The 24,060-nt window shown below is 51.8% G+C and carries 27 protein-coding genes; 17 read left to right on the plus strand and 10 right to left on the minus strand.

The genetic code is table 11. The annotated features are described in order from the left end of the window. Positions 1 to 96 precede the first annotated feature (96 nt). The 3 genes from ACO0K4_RS02425 (at position 97) to ACO0K4_RS02435 (ending at position 3,137) form a co-directional block, all read left to right on the plus strand. Positions 97 to 1,569 (plus strand): M20 family peptidase, encoded by a 1,473-nt coding sequence (locus ACO0K4_RS02425; protein WP_422955004.1) that lies wholly within the window; start codon positions 97 to 99, stop codon positions 1,567 to 1,569. Between the two features lie 85 nt (positions 1,570 to 1,654). Beyond that, on the plus strand, positions 1,655 to 1,906 hold the full coding sequence (locus ACO0K4_RS02430; protein WP_422955005.1) for a DUF1161 domain-containing protein: 252 nt from the start codon (positions 1,655 to 1,657) through the stop codon (positions 1,904 to 1,906). Positions 1,907 to 2,081: 175 nt separating this feature from the next. Then, complete coding sequence (locus ACO0K4_RS02435; RefSeq protein ID WP_422955006.1) at positions 2,082 to 3,137, plus strand: hypothetical protein; 1,056 nt, start codon at positions 2,082 to 2,084, stop codon at positions 3,135 to 3,137. Positions 3,138 to 3,214: 77 nt separating this feature from the next. Here the strand turns inward: ACO0K4_RS02435 and ACO0K4_RS02440 are convergent, their stop codons facing one another. The 3 genes from ACO0K4_RS02440 to ACO0K4_RS02450 all read right to left on the minus strand — a co-directional run bounded on the left by ACO0K4_RS02440 (position 3,215) and on the right by ACO0K4_RS02450 (position 4,756). Then, positions 3,215 to 3,682 carry a nuclear transport factor 2 family protein gene (locus ACO0K4_RS02440; RefSeq protein ID WP_422955007.1) on the minus strand — a complete coding sequence of 156 codons (468 nt, stop codon included), beginning with the start codon at positions 3,680 to 3,682 and terminating at the stop codon, positions 3,215 to 3,217. Between the two features lie 53 nt (positions 3,683 to 3,735). Continuing rightward, positions 3,736 to 4,221 carry a GNAT family N-acetyltransferase gene (locus ACO0K4_RS02445; protein WP_422955008.1) on the minus strand — a complete coding sequence of 162 codons (486 nt, stop codon included), beginning with the start codon at positions 4,219 to 4,221 and terminating at the stop codon, positions 3,736 to 3,738. A 193-nt stretch (positions 4,222 to 4,414) separates the two neighbouring features. Beyond that, positions 4,415 to 4,756, minus strand: a complete 342-nt coding sequence (locus ACO0K4_RS02450; RefSeq protein WP_422955009.1) for a hypothetical protein — start codon at positions 4,754 to 4,756, stop codon at positions 4,415 to 4,417. Positions 4,757 to 5,271: 515 nt separating this feature from the next. Here ACO0K4_RS02450 and ACO0K4_RS02455 point away from each other — a divergent pair. Continuing rightward, entirely contained in the window at positions 5,272 to 6,255 is a 984-nt protein-coding gene (locus tag ACO0K4_RS02455; RefSeq protein ID WP_422955010.1) for a DMT family transporter, read from the plus strand. Positions 6,256 to 6,261: 6 nt separating this feature from the next. On the opposite strand, the gene ACO0K4_RS02460 is transcribed toward ACO0K4_RS02455, so the two are convergent. From ACO0K4_RS02460 to ACO0K4_RS02470, 3 genes are read right to left on the minus strand one after another with little or no spacing between them, the layout of a single operon-like run. Next, positions 6,262 to 7,080 carry a LytR/AlgR family response regulator transcription factor gene (locus tag ACO0K4_RS02460; protein WP_422955011.1) on the minus strand — a complete coding sequence of 273 codons (819 nt, stop codon included), beginning with the start codon at positions 7,078 to 7,080 and terminating at the stop codon, positions 6,262 to 6,264. 40 nt (positions 7,081 to 7,120) lie between these two features. Further along, entirely contained in the window at positions 7,121 to 8,008 is an 888-nt protein-coding gene (locus tag ACO0K4_RS02465; RefSeq protein ID WP_422955012.1) for a sensor histidine kinase, read from the minus strand. Continuing rightward, positions 8,008 to 8,385, minus strand: a complete 378-nt coding sequence (locus ACO0K4_RS02470) for a hypothetical protein (RefSeq protein WP_422955013.1) — start codon at positions 8,383 to 8,385, stop codon at positions 8,008 to 8,010. The genes ACO0K4_RS02465 and ACO0K4_RS02470 overlap by 1 nt, the downstream gene beginning before the upstream one ends. Positions 8,386 to 8,784: 399 nt before the next feature. Between ACO0K4_RS02470 and ACO0K4_RS02475 the strand changes: the two genes are divergently transcribed. The 13 genes from ACO0K4_RS02475 to ACO0K4_RS02535 all read left to right on the plus strand — a co-directional run bounded on the left by ACO0K4_RS02475 (position 8,785) and on the right by ACO0K4_RS02535 (position 21,114). Further along, on the plus strand, positions 8,785 to 9,255 hold the full coding sequence (locus ACO0K4_RS02475) for a hypothetical protein (protein WP_422955014.1): 471 nt from the start codon (positions 8,785 to 8,787) through the stop codon (positions 9,253 to 9,255). Positions 9,256 to 9,266: 11 nt separating this feature from the next. Beyond that, the gene (locus tag ACO0K4_RS02480; RefSeq protein WP_422955015.1) at positions 9,267 to 10,526 is read left to right on the plus strand and encodes an MFS transporter; all 1,260 of its coding nucleotides are present in this window, start codon (positions 9,267 to 9,269) and stop codon (positions 10,524 to 10,526) included. A 222-nt stretch (positions 10,527 to 10,748) separates the two neighbouring features. Next, positions 10,749 to 11,093 carry a DUF1840 domain-containing protein gene (locus ACO0K4_RS02485; protein ID WP_422955016.1) on the plus strand — a complete coding sequence of 115 codons (345 nt, stop codon included), beginning with the start codon at positions 10,749 to 10,751 and terminating at the stop codon, positions 11,091 to 11,093. 4 nt (positions 11,094 to 11,097) lie between these two features. Then, the gene (locus ACO0K4_RS02490; protein WP_422955017.1) at positions 11,098 to 11,982 is read left to right on the plus strand and encodes a lysophospholipase; all 885 of its coding nucleotides are present in this window, start codon (positions 11,098 to 11,100) and stop codon (positions 11,980 to 11,982) included. Positions 11,983 to 12,074: 92 nt separating this feature from the next. After that, complete coding sequence (locus ACO0K4_RS02495; RefSeq protein WP_422955018.1) at positions 12,075 to 12,713, plus strand: LysE family translocator; 639 nt, start codon at positions 12,075 to 12,077, stop codon at positions 12,711 to 12,713. Between the two features lie 172 nt (positions 12,714 to 12,885). Further along, on the plus strand, positions 12,886 to 14,229 hold the full coding sequence (rsmB, locus tag ACO0K4_RS02500; RefSeq protein ID WP_422955419.1) for a 16S rRNA (cytosine(967)-C(5))-methyltransferase RsmB: 1,344 nt from the start codon (positions 12,886 to 12,888) through the stop codon (positions 14,227 to 14,229). Positions 14,230 to 14,374: 145 nt separating this feature from the next. Next, the gene (locus tag ACO0K4_RS02505) at positions 14,375 to 14,920 is read left to right on the plus strand and encodes a DUF4390 domain-containing protein (RefSeq protein ID WP_422955019.1); all 546 of its coding nucleotides are present in this window, start codon (positions 14,375 to 14,377) and stop codon (positions 14,918 to 14,920) included. After that, the gene (locus tag ACO0K4_RS02510; RefSeq protein ID WP_422955020.1) at positions 14,917 to 17,259 is read left to right on the plus strand and encodes a sensor histidine kinase; all 2,343 of its coding nucleotides are present in this window, start codon (positions 14,917 to 14,919) and stop codon (positions 17,257 to 17,259) included. The genes ACO0K4_RS02505 and ACO0K4_RS02510 overlap by 4 nt, the downstream gene beginning before the upstream one ends. Before the next feature lie 84 nt (positions 17,260 to 17,343). Then, on the plus strand, positions 17,344 to 18,072 hold the full coding sequence (locus ACO0K4_RS02515; RefSeq protein ID WP_422955021.1) for a response regulator: 729 nt from the start codon (positions 17,344 to 17,346) through the stop codon (positions 18,070 to 18,072). Positions 18,073 to 18,086: 14 nt separating this feature from the next. Beyond that, on the plus strand, positions 18,087 to 18,542 hold the full coding sequence (locus tag ACO0K4_RS02520; protein WP_422955022.1) for a GTPase: 456 nt from the start codon (positions 18,087 to 18,089) through the stop codon (positions 18,540 to 18,542). 213 nt (positions 18,543 to 18,755) lie between these two features. Continuing rightward, on the plus strand, positions 18,756 to 19,013 hold the full coding sequence (locus ACO0K4_RS02525) for a BTH_I0359 family protein (RefSeq protein ID WP_422955023.1): 258 nt from the start codon (positions 18,756 to 18,758) through the stop codon (positions 19,011 to 19,013). Between the two features lie 136 nt (positions 19,014 to 19,149). Then, entirely contained in the window at positions 19,150 to 20,067 is a 918-nt protein-coding gene (gene xdhC / locus ACO0K4_RS02530) for a xanthine dehydrogenase accessory protein XdhC (RefSeq protein ID WP_422955024.1), read from the plus strand. Between the two features lie 18 nt (positions 20,068 to 20,085). Further along, positions 20,086 to 21,114: an adenosine deaminase gene (locus tag ACO0K4_RS02535; RefSeq protein WP_422955025.1), complete on the plus strand. Its 1,029-nt coding sequence runs from the start codon at positions 20,086 to 20,088 to the stop codon at positions 21,112 to 21,114. A gap of 54 nt (positions 21,115 to 21,168) precedes the next feature. Here ACO0K4_RS02535 and ACO0K4_RS02540 read toward each other — a convergent pair whose 3' ends face one another. The 4 genes from ACO0K4_RS02540 to ACO0K4_RS02555 all read right to left on the minus strand — a co-directional run bounded on the left by ACO0K4_RS02540 (position 21,169) and on the right by ACO0K4_RS02555 (position 24,055). Continuing rightward, positions 21,169 to 21,696 carry an RNA polymerase sigma factor gene (locus tag ACO0K4_RS02540; protein ID WP_422955026.1) on the minus strand — a complete coding sequence of 176 codons (528 nt, stop codon included), beginning with the start codon at positions 21,694 to 21,696 and terminating at the stop codon, positions 21,169 to 21,171. A gap of 112 nt (positions 21,697 to 21,808) precedes the next feature. Beyond that, the gene (locus ACO0K4_RS02545; RefSeq protein ID WP_422955027.1) at positions 21,809 to 22,051 is read right to left on the minus strand and encodes a YgaP family membrane protein; all 243 of its coding nucleotides are present in this window, start codon (positions 22,049 to 22,051) and stop codon (positions 21,809 to 21,811) included. Positions 22,052 to 22,396: 345 nt separating this feature from the next. After that, positions 22,397 to 23,302 carry a DMT family transporter gene (locus ACO0K4_RS02550; RefSeq protein ID WP_422955028.1) on the minus strand — a complete coding sequence of 302 codons (906 nt, stop codon included), beginning with the start codon at positions 23,300 to 23,302 and terminating at the stop codon, positions 22,397 to 22,399. Positions 23,303 to 23,368: 66 nt separating this feature from the next. Beyond that, the gene (locus tag ACO0K4_RS02555; protein WP_422955029.1) at positions 23,369 to 24,055 is read right to left on the minus strand and encodes a response regulator; all 687 of its coding nucleotides are present in this window, start codon (positions 24,053 to 24,055) and stop codon (positions 23,369 to 23,371) included. Between the last annotated feature and the right edge of the window lie 5 nt (positions 24,056 to 24,060).

The following is a 24,060-nucleotide window of genomic DNA, read 5'->3' on the forward strand; positions in this document are numbered from 1 at the left end:
AACACGCCATCACAGCAGGATTGATTTAGAAATCCAATAAGTAAAGTCTATGCTTATACTATCGTACACCTGCCAAGAATAATGAGACCAGACTTCATGATAAAACGCTTCTTTCTTTTTGTGCTTGTCGTATTGATGTGCCTGATGGTGGCGGTCCTCATTAAAACGGTCAGCACCGGTTCACGTCAGCTATCCGTTCAACCAGCCGCCCCTCTGGCGATCGACGAGAATGCTGCATCGCAACGGCTGGCGACTGCCTTGCGCTATCAAACCATCTCCCGCCTGGGAAAAGCAGGTTTGCCGGAACAAAGCGCAGACGAATTTAAACAACTGCATCAGCACATTGACCAGTCCTACCCGCTGATCCATGCCAGACTGGTGCGTGAAACTGTTGGTGCCGCAAGCCTGCTATACACCTGGCAAGGCAGTGATCCAAAAGCCTTGCCCATCATGCTCATGGCACATCAGGATGTGGTTCCGGTCGCACCGAATACCGAGCAGAACTGGCAACAACGGCCTTTTGACGGCGTTATCAAAGATGGTTTTATCTGGGGGCGCGGCTCATGGGATGACAAAGGTAATTTGTTTGCCATACTCGAAGCGGTAGAAAAACTCCTCGCCAGCGGCTTTCAACCGCGCCAGACCATCTACCTCGCCTTCGGCCACGATGAAGAAGTCAACGGCCTGCAAGGTGCCAAAGTAATGGCCAACCTCTTGCAAAGCCGCGCCGTCAAACTCGACTACATTCTTGATGAAGGGATGCTAATCACCGAAGGCATCCTCAAAGGGCTCGACCAGTCCGCGGCCCTGATCGGTGTTGCCGAAAAAGGTTATGCCACCTTCAATCTCAGCGCCACAGCGACGCCGGGGCACTCCTCCATGCCGCCCGAAAAAACCGCCATAGGCATGATGAGTGTGGCACTCGCCCGACTGGAGGACCAGCAATTCCCAGCGCAGATACGTGGCGTCGCACTCGATATGTTCGACACCATCGCACCAGAAATGCACGGACTCAATCGCATCCTCTTATCGAATCTCTGGCTGTTTCGTCCACTGGTACAGCAGCAACTCGCGAAGAGTGCCAGCACCAATGCCATGCTGCGCACCACCACCGCCCTCACTGTCATCCACGGGGGCGACAAGGACAATGTCTTGCCGGGCCAGGTCGACGCCTCGGTCAACTTCCGCACCTTACCGGGAGACACTCAGACCACGGTAGCGCAACATATTCACACGACCATCGCCAATGACGCGATTAAAGTCAGCGCCATGTCCAGCAATTCAGAACCGTCACCCATATCACCGATTAATTCCGCCGCCTACCAGCATCTGCACAGAACCGTGCGGGAAGTGTTCCCCAATACGATAGTGGCACCCGGCCTGATGCTGGGCGCCACCGACTCACGACATTTTTCAGCCTTGAGCCAGCATATTTTTAAATTTTCGCCAGTCAGGGCGACATCGGAAGACCTGCCACGCTTCCATGGCACGAATGAACGAATTTCGGTCAAGAACTATGTAGAAATGATACGTTTTTACCATCAACTATTGCTGAATTCGAGCAAGTGATTGCCGAGCGCGAATTTATATGCGATGTTTGCATGGAAAGTAAAAGATTGTTAAAAACATTTATCAAAACCGAGGAGCATGTTCAATGAAACCATTTATTCTGGCAAGCAGCTTGATTTTGATCTCCACCAGCAGCATGGCAGCCATCACGCCTTGTGTGGATATAAAAGAAAAAGTCGAGAAAAAACTCGAAGGCAAAGGCGTCAAGAACTACAGCCTGCAAGTCGTCAGCAAAGACGTAGAAACAAAAAACCGCGTCGTCGGTGTTTGTGAGGGTGGCAAAAAGAAAATTATCTACACCAAGACAAAATCTGTGAAGGCGGATAAAGAGGAATAAGCCGGAAGTTTTCTGGGTAGAAAATAAAACAGCGATTGATGGGTCAATCGCTGTTTTATTATGTGGATCTAGAAATTGAATTAATTGCTTCTGTTTTCACCATCTATTAATTTATCACTTCGTGATTTAAACCAAAGCAAGTCAGATTCGATAAAAAAACATACGGATTACACCTATGAACAACAACATATCCGTTACTTTCGTGGTCGGAGCCGGTGCCAGCAAAGAAATCAATATGCCAATTGGCAGTGAACTCAAAAGTTTAATTGCCCGCTCTTTAGACTGCAGACCAAACATTAGCCAACCAAATCAAGCATCTGACAAAATCAAAAGTTCTCTATATGAAATCACACAAAAAAATCAAGGAAAAACTGGCAATATCGAAGATTATTTAAGTGCTTCACAACTGATTAGTCGTGCAATGCCTTTAGCAATATCAATTGATAATTTTATTGACTCGCACAGAGACAATCATCGAGTAGCAGAAATCGGAAAACTTGCAATCACGAATTGCATACTTGAAGCTGAGCAAAAGAGCTTACTTTACTTTGATTCGACAAATAGTAAAAATCACATAAAGTTCCAGACGCTCGAAAATACCTGGTACACAAGCCTATTCCAGCTAATTACACAAAACTCTCAAAAAGAAGAGCTAATTGAAAAGTTAAGGCGCATAAGAGTTGTATCCTTCAACTACGACAGGACACTTGAACATTTTCTTTATAACTCGTTGAGACATTACTATGACTTAGACCTGAGTGAGACCACTAACATACTTAAAAATTTGATTGTCTTACATCCCTACGGAACGGTCGGCAACTTGCCTTGGCAAGATACAAACAATTCAGTGCCCTATGGAGGAGACACTAGCGTCCATGAACTGCTTCGATTGTCACAAGGGATCAAAACTTTCACAGAAGGAACGAGATTGGAAACAAGTCAGATATCAGAAATCAGATCTGTTGTTTGGAATGCCGATACGCTTGTTTTTTTGGGTTTTGCCTACCACGAACTCAACATGAAACTTCTTTTCGACGAGTCACGGGCTCCAGAAACAAGATATACGAACTCTGTGTTCGGCTCTGCATTTGGGATATCAGAAAGCAACAAAAAAGCCATCGCTCTGGAACTTAAAGGGATGGGTAAGTATTCTCAAGAAAAAATAATCCTTAGAAAAGAATTAACTGCAGCACAGTTAATTCCAGAATATTCTCGGAGTTTCAAATTATAAATTAATCATTCTGCATAGATGGCCGTTCATTACTCATCTTAATGAGATTAATCCATGCTGAAGTGACCCGAGGCAAACTATTTCTTACTACGAAATATCGCCAGCCCCTTCGCCGCCTGCGCTTGAATCGCACTTCTGACAATCGGTGTCCATCCCAGTAGCAAGCCTTTTAATCCCAGCGCCTGGCGTGACCATGTCCAGATATCGAAATGATCGTGGTGATTGACGATCTTGCCATCGCGGAAAGCGAAGTTCGCCTGGATGTCGTTGACCACGGTGCGACCGGTTTGCGAAAACGTGTAGGTCGCTACCCAGTGTGCCTGACCGCGCTGGTCATCGGCGCTGATGCCGTCAAAGACGATAGAAAAATTCTGCGCCTTCGAAGTCAGCATGCGCCACATATCACCGGCTTCACTGCCTTGCAGATTCGGAAAAACCGGATCAGAAAATTCAACATCAGCGGCATAACAAGCTGCCATCGTTTCAGCATCCAGACGTTGAAATGCGGAATAAAATTGTTCTAACAACTTGGCATTCGGGTGCATACATAATCCTTTGTGAACGGTAACAGCGATGCTCGCTGCTGTTGATGGTGCGGTCAGAGGTTTTTCCAATACGAAGCAGGCCCGGTGTAGGTCTCCAGACAAGCCTGCTGCTCTTGGTCGAGTTCTGTCTGTTCGGTATAGCCTTGTCGTTGCCAGAACTGACGGGTGCTTTGTACTGATACCAGGCAAGAATACCGCAAACCCATGGCATTCTGCAAAGCTGTTTGTACCAAGCCAGCTCCCGCCCCTTGTCCTGCCGCTCGCGGAGCGACCGCGAGATCATGCAGATACAGGCAGTCGGGGGCAGCAGCAATGGCAAAATCAGCGCCTAAACGTGTGATCTTGCCCCGTATCGAGGGATAGGCAAACAGGTAAGCGCAGATACCTTGCTCATCCTCAGCGACCCAGCTGGTATCGGGCGCCGAACGCCAGCGTGACTGGAGCAGAGCGAGTGGCTCGACCATCGCGGAGACGTAGCATAGGTTTTGTATGGCATAGACCGCGGGGAGATCCGCAGCCTGCATGAGTCGGTAGTTCATCACATGGCGGGGACAAATACTCCCCCTCTTTTTAATAAAATAGGCCTTAATCCGCGATATTTACCTGGTGGCCACAAAAATACTATAGGGGAGTATATAAAATATCCGTCGATGACGATGCAATCCGTGTGGATTTGCGGATTGCCTCGATGAGGCAGCTTGCACCACCTAGCTCAGTCAGCCCGCAAACTATTTAGTGAGAACCTTTTGAGGATTTGGCGCTTGCGCTGGCTGAGGCAGATGCAGAGGCGCTAGCAGAAGCACTCGCGTTTTCGCCTGATTTCGCCGGTGCTTCCAGTTCTTTTTCTGGCTTGACTGTCTCGATCTTGTTTTCACGCATGTAGTCGTTCATTTCTTTCCAGCCGGCGTAGACCGCAGCACGTGATGCATCGGGATTAAGGGCGTAACAATCCTCAATCGCCCTGCCAGAATGACGGCAGGCACTGCCGGTCGCACGGGCATCGGCTTCTTTGATGGCGGCTTCTTTAGCGGGGTCGGGCAGACCAAGACGATCACAAGCCGATAGCAAAGTCATTGCGCAGACGCATAAGCACAGGGAGTAACGGAGTGACATCGCGAGACCGATCAAATATGGGGATATGTCATGGTAACAAATCCTGCAGAGCATTTCATCTTTCTGGTACGAATTGTGTCATCGCTGGTAAAAAGCAGGAAACCCCTGGTAGACAGGTCAGGCGTTTCTACTCAAACCGCTGAAATATGCATCGCCCGAAAATGCCCGCTATAAATCCATCTGAGTTGATGAAGCAGTGTGATGAAAAATCTGGGATGATGTCGGGCTGATGATTAATACGACGATCCCGGTTGACATAGGCTCACACCTTCTGAGCACAAGGGATCATAGAGCCATCTATAAATCAGCTCATTCCAGTACCTCCGGGAAAACCGGAATCAGGTAACCAGTGACCTCAGTCAGCCAATGAAAAACTCCCGATTTCAAGGAGATATCTACATGAAAACTCTACTACCAACAACGACCATGACCATGTTATTTCGCACCCTGCCTCTCTTTTTCTTCAACGACATCACATGCTGAGCGGCGTACTTGCCGCACTAGGCGCAGGCTTGTTATGGGGACTGGTATTCATCACGCCGCTGATTTTGCCGGATTATCCGGGCGTTATTTTGTCGTTTGGCCGTTATGCAGCGTTTGGCCTGATCGCCTTGGTTCCTGCCTGGTTTGACCGTCAGCGTATCTTGCAATTACGTCGTCAGGACTGGCTGGCTGCGCTGAAACTCGCGCTGGTCGGCAATATCATTTATTACTCCGCGCTCGCCACGGCAATTCAGCTTGCGGATGCGCCGCTACCGACCATGCTCATCGGCACGCTACCCGTAGTGATCGCGATCTGTTCCAATTGGTCACCACATCATCCCGGCGACAGCATCGCGTGGAAAAAACTGGCCTTGCCTTTGCTGATTATTCTGGCAGGATTACTCTTTGTAAATGCGGCTGAGATGGCGCATTTCACCGAAGTAAGTCTCAACGGCCAGCGCAGTCTTGCTGATTATGTCAAAGGTGGTCTGATTGCACTGATTGCGGTCGCGGCCTGGACCTGGTACCCGATCATGAATGGCCGCTATATGAAGGTGTATACGCATATCAGCTCAAGCACCTGGGCAACGGCGCAGGGTCTGGCAACGCTGCCGCTGGCACTGATTGGCTATTTGGGATATGGGTTATACGCATGGCTGCATCGGGATGCTGGCGCTGCCGTTAGCGGAGCGGTTTTCGCGTTTCCGTTGGGAAGCACGCCATTGAAGTTTGTCCTTGTCATGACAGCCTTAGGTTTGCTGGCATCCTGGCTGGGAACGCTGCTATGGAATCTCGCCAGTCAAAAGCTCCCCACCAGTCTCGCCGGACAATTGATCGTGTTTGAAACACTGTCAGCCTTGTTGTACGCGTTTATACTGCGCGGCAGTTTGCCAGCACCGCAAATACTGATTGGTGTGATCTTGCTCTGCGCGGGTGTAACGCTGGCAGTGCGGGCGTTTCAGCCGGCACCGCATTGACGACCATTACATCTGCTGAAATAAATGTGAATGATTACGGCTGACTTCGAGTTTTTCAGGATGATTTTTGAGTTGCACTAATTGCCGTCCGCGAAAATCACGGACGACTTCTGTGATCGCATCCACCCGTACCAGGGTAGAGCGGTGGATGCGCCAGAATTCATCAGGATCTAGCTCATCTTCAAGTTCTTTCAGCGTTTTACGGATCAGCACTTCGGTGGTATCGGTTTGCACGCGGGTATATTTTTCATCCGATTGAAAAAATAAAATCTCACGGGTACTGATCATGCGCAAACTACTGCCGACGCTGGCCTGTATCCAGCGCAGATAGTCGCGCTTGGGCTGTTGATGCTGGCTGAGCTGATTCAGCAACCGCATGATCTGTTCGCTTTGCGATGCTGCCTGCGGCTTATTACCAGCGCTGCCGTTGCTAACGTTATTGATACCGGCACTGGTCTGAGACGACACAGCAATTCTCTGACGTATCCGTTCGCAGCTTGTGCGCAGGCGTTCGATATCTACCGGCTTTAACAAATAATCGACCGCGCCTTGTTCAAAAGCCTGCACCGCGTATTCATCATAGGCCGTCACAAAGACAATATGCGCCTGACCGACCAGCTGGCGCGCCGCTTCAATACCGCTTTGCCCTGGCATGCGAATATCGAGAAAAATAATCTGTGGACGATGGAGTGCGGTGAGTTCGACCGCTGCGACGCCGTTTCCCGCCTCAGCAACAATCTGCAATTCTGGCCAGGCCTCGTGCAAACGGGCACGTAACTGCTCGCGCATCGGCGGTTCGTCATCAGCGATCAGGGCGGTAATCAAGGGATTTGTCCTCCTATTTGTGAATGCATTGCGATTAAATCTAGCCCGGTGAATACGGTACAGAAATACTAACTTGCGCACCACCATCCAGCGGCGCCTCGATCAGAAGTTGTGCTTCTTGTCCGTACAGCACTTTCAATCGTTCACGGATATTACTCAAGCCTATACCGTCATCGGCATGTACGTCAAAACCAGCGCCATTATCCTTGACGGTCACCTGCAAATGCATGCCAACCAGAACAGCACGGATATCGATATGACCACCTTCAGTCTTTGGCTCCAGTCCGTGTTTAATCGAATTCTCCACCAGAGTCTGTAGCATCATCGATGGAAACGCCGCATCCGCCAGATACACAGGGACATCAAAACTCACCGTCAGGCGGTCACGCATACGTGCTTGCATGATGTTCAGATATGCACGGGAAAGCGCAACTTGCTGACCTAGCCTGCCGGTATTTTTTTCCCGCATCTGCGGCATGGCAGAACGCAGATACTGAATCAGATGCGTATGAATTTGTGACGCCTGCAAGGGATCGGTCTCAATCAATTGTCCGATCAGGGCCAGCGTATTAAATAAAAAATGGGGTTCTATCTGGGCCTGCAACGCGGCCATTTGCGCCTCCATCAGGCGTCGCTCCAGAGCCTCGACATTGGCCTTGCTGGTAGCTTCTGCGGCTTTCAAATCTGCGCTGCGCTTGCCGCCCGCCAGCACTTTGATGGCGACCGAAATCACCACAAAAAACAAGCCCAGTTCAGGCAATTTCAGCACAGGTGCGGCGATGATAAAGGCGGTCAATACGACCACCCCCAGCGTTTTCCACGACATCACGGCGACCCAGTCGAAGAAACGCCACCACAAGACAGTCGCGGTCTCAAAAATATCCAGAACGACCGTCAGGATATGGTTATCTCCATTGCGGGGATTCATTAAACGCCTTCATCCTTGCCTGCCATGACTGACTCAGCGGGCCGTGAGAACTCTAAACGGGTTCCGCGTTGACGCGCCTTGCGGGTCGCCAGTACGCTGCACAACAACAGCACTTTGATCACCAAAAACACCATGAACAAAGTTAAGGCCAGAGGCAAGATCGTCAGCAGTAATGCGACGCCAATTGCCAGCGATAACAACTGAGGCATAGGCAGACGATTGGCCCAGCGCAAACCGCGACGTGCCAGAGCGACGAATTCAGTCAGCAAGTCACGCAATAAGGCGGTGATTGCCTGTAGCGTCGTTTGTTCCTTGTTTTGTTCCTCATTTTGCTGGCCGCTTTTTTCATTCGCCTGACGATCTTGTTGCTGATTCATGATTCCATTCCTTCGCGTAGTGACATTGTTGAGATGGCATTCAACTGCCAATGAGCACACTGTATTTCAAACAAAAGTCTCTATCCATCGCCATGCGACCAATGGCAGAGTAGGGGGATTGAGCTGTGATTGCAACAGATAAGCGGTAAAGCATGTGAGGACTTATCTATGCGCAACTGCGTCCTCTGCAGGCGGAAAATCCGCTGACAGATGCTGACATCCCTTGTGTGGCATACAATACGTTTATCTTCTCCAGCAAACCGCCTGATAACAGGTGATGAGTTTATCGTGTCTATGCCCTTCTCATTATTCTCACTATCATCCTTGTCTTCGTTATTCTCCACATTCCGTTGCACTGCCCACCATCGCTCCGCCAGCCTCGCAGCACTATGTTGCGCAATGTTGCTCTGCGCCTGCTCACCTAAATTCGATTGGCGCGAAGTGCGCGGTGGCGATGCGCCTTACAGCGTGCTATTGCCGGCCAAGCCATCGACGTATTCGCGTACCATGCAATTGGAAGGTGTATCGCTGACCATGCAAATGACTGGCGCAGACACAGATGGCATCAGCTTTGCGATAGGCAGTGCGAAAATTGACGACGCGACTAAAATCCCCGCCGTATTGGCCGCAATGAAGAGCGGTATGCTCAGCAATATTCACGGTACCATCACCAGCGAAAAAGCCAGCACACCACTGCAAGGCAGCGACATCGAGGCACGCGGCAGTCTGCAAAATGGCCAGCCCGTCATCCTTGCTGCGAAGTTTGTCACACGCGGCCCCTGGGTTTATCAGGTGATTGTGATGGGGCGTGAAAAAGCGGTGACACGAGATGCCATCGACACCTATATGACCTCGTTTAAAATTAATTAGGCCGCCCGCATTTGAAAACCTTCCCCCTGCAAGGCCGCGCTGCGATCCGTGTTTTTCTGTGTTTTGCTTCCGGCTATCTGCTGTCGTACGCCTTGCGTGCGGTCAACGCGGTTATCGCACCGTCCCTGATCGCAGAACTTCATCTCGGCAATGCGGATCTGGGTTTGTTGTCGTCTGCTTACTTCGTGAGTTTTGGCTGCCTGCAACTGCCGCTTGGTATCTGGCTCGATCGATACGGCGCCCGTCGTACCGAATCCACTCTGCTCCTATTCGCGGCACTCGGCGCAGCGATTTTTGCCATGAGCCATAGCTTGCTCGGTTTATGGATAGGTCGCGCCTTGATTGGCGTCGGTGTCTCGGCCTGCCTGATGGCCTCATTTAAAGCGTATCGCCAGTGGTTCGCACCGCAACAGCAGAGCCAGCTCGCCAGCTGGATGCTGGTTGCAGGTACCTCCGGTGCACTGATCGCTACGGTACCGGTGAATGCGGCGCTGCCTGCCATCGGCTGGCGTGGCGTGTTCTGGATTACCAGCGGCTTGTTATTAGTGGTCGCGACCGCCTTGTTTTTCTTGCTGAAAGATGTAGAGCACTCGTTCAGCGCACCGGCGACAACTAGCACCGGCAAAGCGCCCGTGACTGGCGGTTATAGAGAGATCTTTAGCGATCCGTATTTTCGCCGTATGGGCATGCTAGGTTTTGTCGTGCAAGGTATTTTCGTCGCGTTTCAGACCTTATGGGCTGGCCCGTGGATGATCACCGTGCTGGGTATGGATAAAAATGCATCGGCGCAGGCCTTGTTTATGCTGAACCTGGTGCTGTTGCTTGGCTATCTGGCATTGGGATGGTGGGCACCACGCAAGATTGCGGCGCCTGGCAAAGCTGGCTGGCCGGTACCGGTTGTGGTGAGTATCGGTCTGGCCGGGTCGATTCTGACGCAAAGTCTGATCTTGCTGATCCAGACAGACTGGGCATGGATGCTGTGGCTATTGATGGCCTTGTTCTATACCGTATTGACGCTGGTGCAGACACATGTCTGCCTGACGTTTCCGGCAAGCTTGTCGGGGCGGGTCAGCACTGCCTATAACTTATTGATGTTTGTCGGGGCTTTTTCGACGCAATGGGGTGTTGGCATCGCCATTGATTTGTTTCAAAGCGCAGGCTGGACGGTCATCAGTGCCATGCGTGCCAGCTTTGGTGTCTGCGTGCTAATTCAGGTGCTGATCTGGCTGCTGTTTGTGACCAGCAAGGCAAAAGCGAGGGAATTTCACTAAAAAACATCAAGAATTTTGCTTCAAAATGAATAACACAATCTGGAAAGTGTTCTGTCCATTTTTTACAATTTGCTGCATTGCTAAACTTCCTAGTTCGGTTTTTAGGATTATTATTGAAACTAAGGCTGTGGAACTGAGATTCGCTTATCTGTACGGCTTAATCATTGAATGATCAAATCCCGTTTTAGTGACCCATTGAAACAACCCAAAGAGGAGTAGTTCATGTTAATCACTTTCAAATCTAAAGCATCAACCGAAGTCACAATGTATAAGGAGCATGCACGCCGTGTTCTGGAAATGCTCAACAAGAATGTCGATCAGGGCATCATCACACCTGCTGAAACAGCCAACGCGATTGCACTGATTGAAGCGGCCGTTGCCGAGAGCAAGGCGCATCCGGTATCTGAAGAAGTAAAGCGCGATATCGACGCTCATCACAATGACGACCGTGACGATAACGATCATGAAAAAGTAGAAACCGTGAGCTTCTCGACCCGCGTTTATCCTTTACTGGAAATGCTGCATGCCGCACACAAAATGCAACGTGAAGTGATGTGGGGCATCTGAATTCATGACATCGCATATCGATAAAACAGTCGAGTTCGACCTGATCGCCACGGACGGTACGTCTTTATTCGTCCGCGACTGGCCGCTGCCCTTGCAAAACGATAGTACGCCTGTGCATGACGGTATCGTGATCATGCACGGTCTGGGCGAACACTGCGGACGATATGCGCACGTTGCACGATTCTTTAATGCACTCGGTTTTACCGTGCGCACCTTTGACCATCGCGGTCACGGCAAATCCGGCGGCGTTCGCGGCGATTGTCCTGATGAGGAAACGTTGTTACGCGATGCACGCCTGGTCATCAACGACTTCAGCAAGCACCTGAGTGCCCCGCCGCTATTATTTGGTCACAGCATGGGCGGTCTGTTTGCCGCACGTTTTGCGACCGAAGGTCTGGCGCCGATCCGTGCACTGCTCCTGTCGTCGCCTGCGCTGGCAGTCCCGATGTCAGGTTTTCAGAGTGTTTTGCTAAAAGTCGCTAGCGTTCTGATCCCTGGCGTTGGCGTCCCGAATGGCTTAAAAACTAAATACCTCTCCCATGATGCCGAAGTCATCAAAGCCTATGAAGACGATCCGTTAGTCCACGCCAAAATCAGCGCACGGCTACTCAATAGCATGCTGTCTGCCATGGAGTATGCGCATGACCACGCAACACACTTAAAAATCCCGGTTCTGATGCAGGTTGCCGCCGACGATCATCTGGTGGATCCGGAAGGCAGTCAGCGCTTTTTTGCACGATTGCCACAGGACACTGCTCAGGCGTTTTTCTATGAAGGTTTTTATCATGAAATCTTTAATGAACTGGAAGCGACCAGAGTGTTTGACGACTTACGTACCTGGCTTGAGCAGCAGCATTTCACACCGACGCAGCAACATCTGACGAGCTGATGATCCGATGACACGGTCGTACCGGGCTTGTTATCTGAGTTGGCCAGCGATGATGCTAATTCGAATTTTTTACCTTTTTCCGGAGTCTCAAGATGTCTAGTTTCGGCATTGTCAATTTTGGTTTATTTTGTCTGGCAGTCATGCTACTCAATGCAACGCCCGGCCCCGACACCGCATACATTATTGGCCGCAGCGTCGCGCAAGGCCCTGCTGCCGGTCTGGTATCGGCACTGGGCATCTCGGTGGGCTGTTTATTCCATTCAGTTGCGTCGGCATTTGGTCTGACTGCCTTGCTCGCTACGTCAGCGACCGCTTTTGGCATCATCAAACTCGCAGGCGGCGCCTATCTGGTCTATCTCGGTATCCGGATGATGCTGGCTAAACCTGCTCACCCGACCGATGCGCCGGTGCCACAAGATATTCGCCCTTTGCAAAAAATCTTCTGGCAGGCAGTGGTGACAAACATCCTGAATCCCAAAGTCGTCCTGTTTTTTCTCTCCTTCTTCCCGCAATTTGTCCAGGTCGACTCGGATCACAAAACTACGGCATTTTTGATCCTTGGCACGACCTTTGTACTCATGAGCACGGCCTGGAATAGTGGAACAGCCTTTTTGGCTGGTACACTAGCGCGCCGCGCGGGTCGCAATCCGCAAATCAAGGTCTGGCTGGAGCGCACCGTAGGCGCTGCCTTTGTGGCATTAGGACTCAAACTGGCTTTAACTAAGAATTAATATGCTTCCTCCCCCAAGAAAAACCATTACCCGCCCTGTTGGCAAAACGGCAAAGGCAAAGACAACGACGACAAGGACAGCTAGCGGTAAAACCGTAGCTGCAAAAGCCGTTGTCAGCCGCCCGCCCCCGGTTCAGGAGACCCGGCAGAGGGAGATGGCACCAGAGCCGGACATGACCTATCTTGAGATCAAATCAGACTCTCTGGCATTTAGTCTGGTCGGTGCAGCGCAGGCAGTCGCCTACGTCCTGGAGGGCACCGCTTTGCCTCAAGCACTGGCGAAAGTCTTTGCTCAGACCAAAGCCACACCGCAAATACGCGGTGCGATTCAAGATATTTCGTATCGCACCATGCGTCAGGTAGGTCGGGTGGACGCCTTGCTGACAGCGATGACCACCAAAGCGCCTGAACCTGCATTGCTATATGGCTTGCTGTGCTGCGCGCTGACCTTGCTGGTCAAGAGCGACACCAGCGACGATGTGGAATTATCAGAATTGCCTTATGAAGCTTTCGTCGTCGTCGATCAGGCGGTCAATGCCGCTGCTTCGAATCCACATATGGCGCACGCCAAAGGCATGGTCAATGCGATTTTGCGCCGCTTTTTACGTGAGCAAGATAGCCTGCTGCCAAGCGTGATGAAGCAGCCCGCCGCACTCTGGAACTATCCGCAATGGTGGGTCGATCAGTGCAAAGCGGCCTATCCGGCACAATGGCAAGACATCCTGCGCACGGGCAATCAGGCACCACCACTGACCTTGCGCGTCAATCAGCGCTTAAGCACAACCGACGCCTACCTGGCGACGCTACAAAGCCAGCAAATCGATGCCACGCAAGTAGGCACTCACGCCGTACGTCTGGCGAAACCTGTCCCGGTTGCACAAATTCCCGGTTTTGAGCAAGGCGTAGTGTCGGTTCAGGACGCCGCAGCGCAACTGGCTGCCAGTTTATTAGATTTGCAAGATGGCATGCGGGTGCTCGATGCCTGCGCCGCGCCGGGAGGCAAGACCTGCCATATTCTTGAAACCGCTAATGTACAGGTACTGGCGCTGGATTCTGATCCGCAACGGCTGACGCGTATCCGTGAAAATTTATTCCGGCTGAAACTGTCTGCTGATATTAAAACCGGCGATGCTAGCCGCATTAGCTGGTGGGATGGCCAGGCGTTTGACCGGATTCTGGCCGATGTGCCTTGTACCGCATCGGGTATCGTACGTCGTCACCCGGATATACGCTGGTTGCGCCGTAAGGCCGATGCGGTTCAGCTCTCGGTATTGTCGGCACGGATTCTCGATAATCTCTGGAGCATGCTTAAACCCGGGGGCAAGCTGCTGTTAGTCACCTGCTCCATCTGGCCCATGGAGTCAGAATTGCAGGCTGCTGCGTTTGCGCAACGTCATCATGCGATCCGCCTGGATGCGCCAGGCCAATTGTTACCGACAGCATTGCCGGCAACGTCGGATGGCAACAACGATCATGACGGTTTGTTCTATGCTTTATTCCAAAAACCGGCAGTCTGATTCAAGTTCATGCGATTTCAAGGGACTTTCACGCTATGATGCAGCAAATAGCATCTTTCGCCCCTAGACAACCATGATCCTTGCTCCGCCTTTTCATACTCTTATGATCAGACGCTTTTGCTATCCGCTACGTCATGCGTTGCTGATGGCTTGGTTCATCTTGCTGAGTGTGCTTATTCTTCCGGTTGCGAATGCCGCCGAGGCCGAAGTGACCTCCGCCAGACTGGAAAGCAGCGAAGAAGGCTACCGGATCGCCACCAGCTTTGCTTTTGAGCTGGGGCATGGACTGGAAGATGCCATTACCCGCGGCATTCCTATGGTCTTCACGACTGAAGTCGAACTCAGCCGGCCACGCTGGTACTGGCTGGACGAAAAGACCATACGCTCATCACAAACTGTCAAAATCGCCTACAACCTCTGGACTCGCCAATACACGGCGGCGATCAATGGCAGTCTGCAACAAAATTTTAATTCTCTCGATGAGGCGCTGGCTCTGGTCTTACGCCCGCGTCGCTGGCTAGTCGCAGAACGCGGCGTACTGACTAACGGTGCGGTTTATAACGTAGCGGTGCGTCTGCGGCTCGACCTGAATCAGCTTCCCAAGCCTTTTTTAATCAACGCTCTGAATAACAGTGACTGGCGTCTGTCGTCTGACTGGAAAAGATTTACCTTCAAGGCAGAGGATAAGTGACTCGTTTTCTCCGGTACGCCCTGATTATTGGCGGTGCTCTGATGAGCATCTTGCTATTCTTCCTGACCACTGCATCAGAAAATTCTGCCAGCTTTGAGCATTTTTACGGCTGGCTGCTGGGCGCCAACGCCGTCGTCGCAGGTGCGCTGCTGTTATTGGTATTGACCCTGTTATGGCGTTTGTTCAGCCGCTACCGTACCCGGGAATTCGGTTCGCGCCTGATGACCCGGCTGGTGCTGTTATTTGCCATGGTCGGTATCTTGCCTGGCGCCGTCATCTATGTAGTCTCGGTGCAGTTCGTATCACGCTCGATTGAATCCTGGTTCGATGTCAAAGTCGAATCCGCACTGGAATCCGGCCTCACTCTAGGTCACAGCGCGCTCGAATTTTCGCTCTCCGATCTGCAATCCAAAGCGCAGAACATGGCGAGCCAGCTAGCTGAACCCTCAGAAACCTCGCTATCGATCAAACTCGGACGCTTGCGCGAACAGATGGAGGTCCAGGAAGCAACCATCGTCAACGGTAAAGGACGCTTGGTTGCGACTGCGACCGGCAATATGGGCAGCCTGGTGCCAGAACTCCCGACACCGGCAATGATACGGCAGGCGCGCGTATCGCGAGCGTATGCAGCAACCGAGGGAAATACCGAACCTAGCCTGCAAACCGATGACGCCGCCGCCAAAGCAGGTGCCAGCCGACCCGTGCTGGCTGCGGAGCCGCGCAATATCCTGCGCTCAAGGGTCGTCGTTGCGCTGCAAACCTCCAACGGCGGCCTGTCACTACAAAATGAACCTGTTTATCTGCAATTAATCCATCCTGTGCCGGCCTCACTGGCGACTCACGCCGAAGCCTTGCGCAGTGCCTGGGGTGAATATCAGGTGCGATCATTGGGTCGCGGCAGCTTGAAGACCATGTACATCTTCACGCTGACACTGACTTTATTGCTGGCGATTTTCGCTGCGATCACCAGTGCGTTCCTGATCTCTGGTGAACTCGCCCGCCCCTTGCTGCTGCTGGCAGAGGGCACCAAAGCCGTCGCCGAGGGCAATCTCTCACCGCGACCAATCATTACCACCTCGGATGAATTGGGTAGCCTGACACAATCCTTCAACACGATGACGCGCCAGTTGTTCGATGCCCGTGCTGCTGTCGAAAAAAATCGCAATGAACTTGAGAACGCCAAAGCGTATCTGGAATCCGTTCTCGCAAATATGTCAGCAGGCGTGATGGTGCTGGATCAACATTCGCATCTGGTGACCTGCAATGAATCTGTCGAACGTATCTTGCAACGCAGTCTGGAGCAAGAAATAGGCAAACCTATCGCCGAGATCGAAGGCATGAGCGCTTTCGCGGCGGCAGTTGATAAAGCCTTCTCGGAGCAACATGCACAATCCGCAGCAGGCGGTGAAGATCAAAACGCGCAGCACTGGCAACAGCAAATCGAAATTCCGCGTCTGCAAACCAATATGACCGAGAACACTGCCCCCAACAATACCGAAGAGCAGGGCATCACGCTGCTGGCGCGCGGCTCGCATTTGCCGGTCGCTTCAGGTAATGGCTATGTGGTGGTATTTGACGACATCAGCAGCATCATTTCCGCACAGCGTTCAATTGCGTGGGGAGAAGTCGCACGCCGCCTCGCTCATGAAATTAAAAACCCGCTGACGCCGATACAGTTGTCCGCCGAACGCCTGCAAATGAAGTTACGCGACAAACTCGGTGAAACCGATGTCGCCATCCTGAATAAAAGCACCAGTACTATCGTCAATCAGGTCACCTCCATGAAGCGCATGGTGGACGATTTCCGCGACTATGCCAAAACGCCGCCAGCGGTATTGACCCCGCTGAATCTGTCCGGCCTGATCGATGAAGTCTTGCATCTGTATATCGCCGGCGACGGTCGTGATGCGATCAAACTCAGACTCGCAAGCGACTTACCCGCCGTCATGGGCGACGCGACGCAGTTACGTCAGGTGATTCATAATTTACTGCAAAATGCGCAAGATGCCGTCGCGGATAACGCCAAACCTGATGTGTCGCCGCAAATCGATGTTGTCACGGAAGTTGTCCGTTATACCAGTGCAGACAAGGGCGAACGGGCTGCGGTCCGGTTATCGATTGTTGATAACGGACCAGGATTTTCCAGCAAAATTCTGGCGCGGGCATTCGAACCCTACGCGACTTCCAAACCGCGCGGTACCGGTTTAGGACTGGCAATGGTCAAAAAAATCATTGATGAACACGGCGGTAGAATTGATATTCAAAATCGTAGCGATACAAACGGTGCAAAAATATCGATTTTGCTGTTAAAGTTAGCACCGGATTCAAATGTCACTTAATTTGGATCTAACTGTTGCCATGTTTGATGGAACCCGGCAGAGGAACACAACATGGTAATGGCAAGAATTTAATAGGGTAGATTTATGGCAAACATATTGGTCGTTGATGACGAAATGGGTATCCGGGAATTGCTCTCGGAGATTTTGGGCGATGAGGGACACGTCGTACAACTGGCAGAGAATGCACAACAGGCGCGCGAAGCCAGAGCGGCAGCACGCCCGGATCTGGTCTTGCTCGACATCTGGATGCCGGACACGGATGGCGTGACCTTGCTTAAAGAATGGCAACGTGATGGCATGCTGACCATGCCGGTTATCATGATGTCGGGTCATGCCACGATCGATACGGCAGTTGAAGCGACCCGCATCGGTGCGCTGAACTTCCTGGAAAAGCCGATCGCCCTGCAAAAACTGCTGAAAGCGGTTCAACAAGGCCTGACCAGAACGCCCGAAGTCACCCGTCCCGCTCCACCGGCACTGCGTGTGATCACTGGCGAATCCCTCGGAAACGCACAGGGTAATATCAGCAGTAACTTCCCTTCCAGCGTCAGCAATTTTGAATCGCGTAATTTCGTCGCTCCACAAAATCCTGCACCGGTAGTCAATAATCAATTCGCGAACCTGTCGTTTGATCTCCCCTTGAGAGAAGCACGTGATGCGTTTGAGCGTATTTACTTTGAATATCACCTGAACCGTGAGGGTGGCAGCATGACACGCGTGGCAGAAAAAACTGGCTTGGAACGTACTCACCTGTATCGCAAACTCAAACAGCTCGGTGTCGAGTCCGTGAAATACGCCAAGCGCGGCGAATAAATCCTGCCTCCCCCTTGCCGTCACCTACTTCAGTCAACTCAGTAACTTCCGTTACCTCAGTTACTCTGGTCAGTGGCGGCAATTATCAGCAAAGAGAAGCCTTAATTGCGGATTTGATTGCGGACCTGATCGCACCGTCGACCAAGAGCCTCATCGAGACCTCAGTTGCTGATACCGACCTCCACATCCCAAAACACCGCATCGCCGTCATCCTTGAAGGCTTACCTGGCGGAGACTCCGTACTTAATAACTCATCCACACTACTGCTTCAGCGTATCGCACCAGGCTGCATGTGTTGCATTGGCAATCTCGCAATGCGTGTCACCCTGAATCGCCTGCTGCGCCAGCGCCCCGCCCAGCTCTTCATTGGTATTGCCAGTACTGAGCATATCGACAAGATCCGTGCATTTTTATCACAAGCGCCGTATCGCGATTTGCTTAGCCTCAATCCAGATCATCAGATTCTATAAAAAGATTCTATTAAATACGATTAAAGCTCTGCCCACATAACGCCGTAACCAGTAACAAGAGAGCCTTGCCGTCCTCCCTGATCGGACAATGACAGTATGCTGATCGTCGTGAGCGTCGATACACAAAAAATACGTAGACTTGAAATACCGCCAGTCCAGCACCATGTCCTTAACAAGAGAAATCAATGATTTCGTTTTTTGAAAGGATGCACAATGAACCTCATATATAACAGCGAACAATATAGCGTCGTGGAATACGGTGCGGATACCGACCATGAGGCTCTGCGCTTTGGCGGTTATGAAATTACCGACAAATCCGTGCATAAAGAATTATTCATCGGCGGCCCGCAAGTTATTAATTTCCGCAAAGATGTACACGAATTAATCGCCACCGAACCCAGCATCGAAGAAATTGATGAATTTCTTGCCCAGTTCGACGATTACATGGGGCAACGCGTCTGGTCACACTGATTACTCTCGAATCTGGCCGCATCGTATTCTCAGGACTTACTAACATCAGCTCAGGCAATACGCGACATCACTTCCTATTAATGACGGTCTGAGTGAACGGTGTTATCTTGATAAAACACCATTCGGCTCTATCGTCATGCCCACTATTTCACCTCAAAACTGGCTTACCGGACTACAAGCTTTGCCTGCCTCACGGCAAGCGGTGCTGGTCACGATTATCACATCGCACGGCTCTACACCGCGAGGCGAGGGCACGCGCATGCTGGTCAATGCAACTAGTCAATATGACACCATCGGCGGCGGTCATCTTGAATGGAAAGCACTGGCCATTGCACGCTTATGGCTGAACGAAGCGCCGGGACAAACAACGTCGCCACGATATGAGCGACTGGCACTCGGACCCAGTCTGGGGCAATGCTGCGGTGGCGCGCTGGAACTACGATTTGACCGGCTGGATCAATGGAGTGACGCAGAGTTTGACCGGCATCTTCAAGACTACCGGCAGCAGCAAGCGGCAGTCCCCCAACTCTATCTGTTCGGCGCCGGTCATGTCGGTGCCGCGCTGGTCAAGGTTTTATCCGCTACGCCATGCCAAATTCACTGGGTCGATGAACGCGATCATTTATTTCCTCCGGATACTTCCGCCAATGTGACCTGCGAAGCAACTGACACACCCGAAGCCGTGATTGCCCAAGCGCCTCCTGGTAGTTATTTTTTGGTGATGACACACCATCATGGTCTGGATCTGCGCCTCAGCGAACAAATCTTGCGCCGTCAGGACGTCGCCTGGTTCGGCCTGATCGGCTCGAAAACCAAACGCGTAAGTTTTGAGCACAGGCTGCGTGAGCGGGGATTCAGTGCCATGACTTTAGAGAATATGGTGTGCCCCGTCGGCATACCCGGCATCACCGGCAAAGAACCCGGCGTGATTGCCGTCGCAGTGGCGGCACAATTATTGCAACGATGGTCGGATGATGCTGCCGGCAATACCCATGCTACGGTACTGAATTGCAGATTCAGCGACAACAATAACATTCCAACCCACACAATATGATCAGCGAAGAGCGACACAATGACTAGCAACTTACATGACTTCATTCGCGGCTTGCCAAAAGCCGAACTCCATCTGCACATTGAAGGCTCGCTCGAACCCGAATTAATGTTCGCGCTGGCGCAACGCAACGCGGTCCAATTAGCGTATGCCTCGGTTGAAGAAGTACGCGCTGCTTATAACTTCAGCGATCTGCAATCGTTTTTAGATTTGTATTATGCCGGGGCGGCTGTACTACAAACTGAGCAGGATTTTTATGACCTGACCATGGCGTATATTGAGCGAGCTCTGGCAGACAATGTGCGTCATGTTGAATTATTCTTCGACCCGCAAACCCATACGGCGCGTGGTATCAGTACAGCAATCGTATTTGCAGGAATCGCCCGTGCTTTGCGCGAAGCGAAAGCAGCCCATGATTTTTCTGGCAGTATGATCCTGTGTTTCCTGCGTCATCTGAGTGAGGAAGACGCTTTCGCGACACTGGCTGCTGCTTTGCCTTTACGTAGCCAGTACGCGGATCTGTGGAATGGCATAGGGCTCGATTCTGCCGAAGTCGGTAATCCGCCTGAGAAATTCGCCGCCGTCTTTGCCCATTGTCGCGAACTCGGCTTCCGTCTGGTTGCGCATGCCGGTGAAGAAGGACCGCCAGCGTATATTCACAGTGCGCTGGATGTACTGCAAGTCGAGCGTATCGATCATGGTGTCCGCGCCGAAGAAGATGCGGCACTGATGCACAAACTTGCGCAAACCCAGATGCCGCTGACGGTTTGTCCGCTATCCAATCTGAAGCTGTGCGTCGTCAGCGATTTACAGCAACACAATCTGGCACGTATGCTTCGTGCGGGTTTGTGCGTGACGATTAATTCCGATGATCCTGCATATTTCGGCGGCTACATGACAACGAATTTCATCGCGACCGCCGATGCACTGGCCTTGACGCGTGAAGAATTAATCCAACTTGCCAAGAACAGTTTTTGCGCCTCGTTTGCCGCACCGGAGCAGAAACAACAATGGCTCAATGAACTGGATCGCTACGTCCAAAGTCATTAAGTAATACAAGCGATGGTGGACATCTCCTGTTGATAGTTAAGCAAACGACAAAATTTAGCTCTCTGCCAGCAAATACTCACGCGCCATCAGGCGTGCACGATGCAGACGGCTTTTGGTCGCAGCGGTGCTGAGTTGCAGTTCGCTGGCGATTTCGCTGATTGTCAGCTCTTCAAAATCACGCAATAGAATGATCTCGCGATAGTCCTGCGGCAAAGACTCCAGCGTCTGGATTAACTCCAGGCGCAATTGATCGGTGTTGCGAGCCACCAACCAGTTCTCCAGCTTTTCTTCTTCGTAGGGATCGTAGCGCAATGCGATCCGGCCGAGCCGCCGGCATTCTCTCTGTACCACCCGAAACATCCAGCCAGAGAACGCAGCCAGCACACGGATTGCGTCCAGCTTACGCGCCAGTATCAGCATGCTCTCTTGCACGGCATCATCAATATCGCTGATCATGCAGTGACGCTGCGCATATCGCCGGATGTCAGGCTGACACAGCCGCAACAAGCTCTCCAGCGCCACTGGATCACCAATACGGGCGGCGTCCAGCAGCGTGCTATCTTGCTCAGATAAATTCATCATAATGCAGGCAGCTTACCGCTGCCGCCTCTTTTAGTTGAGTGCGATTGTTAAGCCCGTTGCTGAACTGGTTGCCGAACTGCTCATTGAGCCAAATATTGAGCAGTGCATAAAATTACCGGTCACGCCGATCAAGTCGTCGTCCGACCATCGCACACATAGGGCAAAATCCGAATAAACCGCTCATCACCATCCCCGCTGCCGACAACGCCAGCATCAGCGCCAGCTTGCCATCGAAAAAATAGATGCTGGCCGCAATCGCGATGACGCCAGCGAGTATGCGCAAGACTCTTTCCCATCCTGGGACATTTTTTACATACAACATCATGTCATCCTTCTCAATAGTGGCTGAGGACATCCCTCATCTACTAAGAGGCAGCAATGGTATGAATGGATTCGCAGCGATCTCACTATTTTTAATCAACCAGACAATAAATTAAGACTGGCGCAAAAACTAAACCCCTCAGCACCGAGACACGGAAAAATGCAGGAGTATACGGTTCCGTGGAAATGCCTCGGGAAGCCGCACATAGCATACGACTTCATCTGTATGGTGATAGGCAATTGGTCGTTTTGCGTAGGTCCTACAAATGATGCAATACCTATACTCCCCATTATTTTGTCATCAATATACCTTTATCCGCATGTTTTATAAGGTGATGGAAAATATACATAGGTGAGTATAGTCATTTCCAGACACACACTAATCCGGTCTCGACGACACAACAATACCTGCGGCAATCAGCACAAACGCTAACGCGTGAAACCATTGCGGCCAGACACCTAGCATCAGTGCCGATAAGATCGCGGCAAATACCGGTGTCAGATTGCCAAAAAAAGCAGCGATCGTCGGACCGACTTCGGCCACACCCAGACCCCAGCAACGGTAGGCAATCACCGACGGGCCTATCGCCACATACAATAAGGCCAGGATCAGCCAGGGCGTCCAGTGCACGGGCGCGGCCGTTATGTGCTCCAGACCTGCCGCACTCCCCGCAAAAATCAGACCACAACTCGTCTGCACCAATAAAAATTCAGCCCAGCCCCAAACGGGACGCATCGCACCTTGCATCGACAGCGGCGGGCGCGCCAGCAACCAGCTATAGCCAGCCCAGGCCATCACCGCGAGCAGCATATACAAATCACCCGGCACAAACTGAACCTGCGCCAATGCCGACAACTGGCCACGCGACAGCACCAGCGCCACGCCGAGTAAGGAAAATACCGCCCCCAGAATTTGATTACGACGCGGCTTTTCGCGATAAACGGTCGCGCCTAGCAACAACATCCACACCGGCAAGCTCGCCGCAATCAGCGTCACATTCAACGGAGTCGAAGTGCGTAATGCCAGATACTGCAGGGCGTTATAGCAACCCACACCCAGCCCGCCCAACAGCAGCAGATAACGCCAGCGCACCAGCAGGTAGCGGGGATGCTGCAAAGCCCGCCAACCCAACGGCAGCAACACCAGCAGCGCCAGACTCCAGCGACAAGCGTTCAGCAATAGCGGCGGCATGCTGCCCACAGCCAGCCGTCCTACCACAGCATTACCTGCCCACAGCAGCGGCGGCAAAGTTAAGAGCAAAGCGGTGCGGGATGTGATTTTCATGAGCAGGCATCATAGGCAGAGAATCGCCAATATGCCATAGAACCTCAGAACACGAGGCTAACGGTGTCAGGTCGCCATCTCAAAACGATAGCCGACACCATACACCGATTGCAGGCAGTCGAGCTCAGGCAGGCGCTCAGTGATTTTTTTGCGGATATTTTTAATGTGGGAATCAACAGTGCGATCACTGCTATCGCGCAATTCGTCGCTGGAAATCGTCAGCAACTGCTGGCGCGAATAGACTCGCCCGGGATGTCGTATCAACTCCGCCAGAATACGGAACTCGGCAGGCGTCAGAGTTAAGGCCAAACCGCGAACCAGGATCAACATTTTGTCGGCATCGACAACAAATACAGAACTACTTTCCGGCAACGCAACGGCATGCATACCGCTGCGTCTAAGCTGCGCGTTAACTCGCGCAACGACCTCACGCGGACTGAATGGTTTGCAGACATAGTCATCAGCCCCGGCATCGAGGCCAATCAGCTTATCAATTTCTTCCACTCTCGCGGTTAACATAATGATGGGAATGCTACTGAACTGACGTACTGCCTGACAAACCTGTACACCATCAAGTCCCGGCAACATCAGGTCGAGAAGCAGTAAAGAAAACCCGCCCTGCCGCATCGCCGATACAGCATCCAGGCCATTAGCCACATGCTCTGTCAGATACGCACTGGCGTGCAAATAATCCTGCAACACACTGGCAATTTTATAATCGTCCTCGACAATCAGGATTTTGCTTGCTGGCATACGAT

This window comes from Undibacterium sp. RuTC16W (assembly GCF_049339445.1).
In the GTDB taxonomy this organism is placed as follows: Bacteria; Pseudomonadota; Gammaproteobacteria; order Burkholderiales; family Burkholderiaceae_D; genus Undibacterium.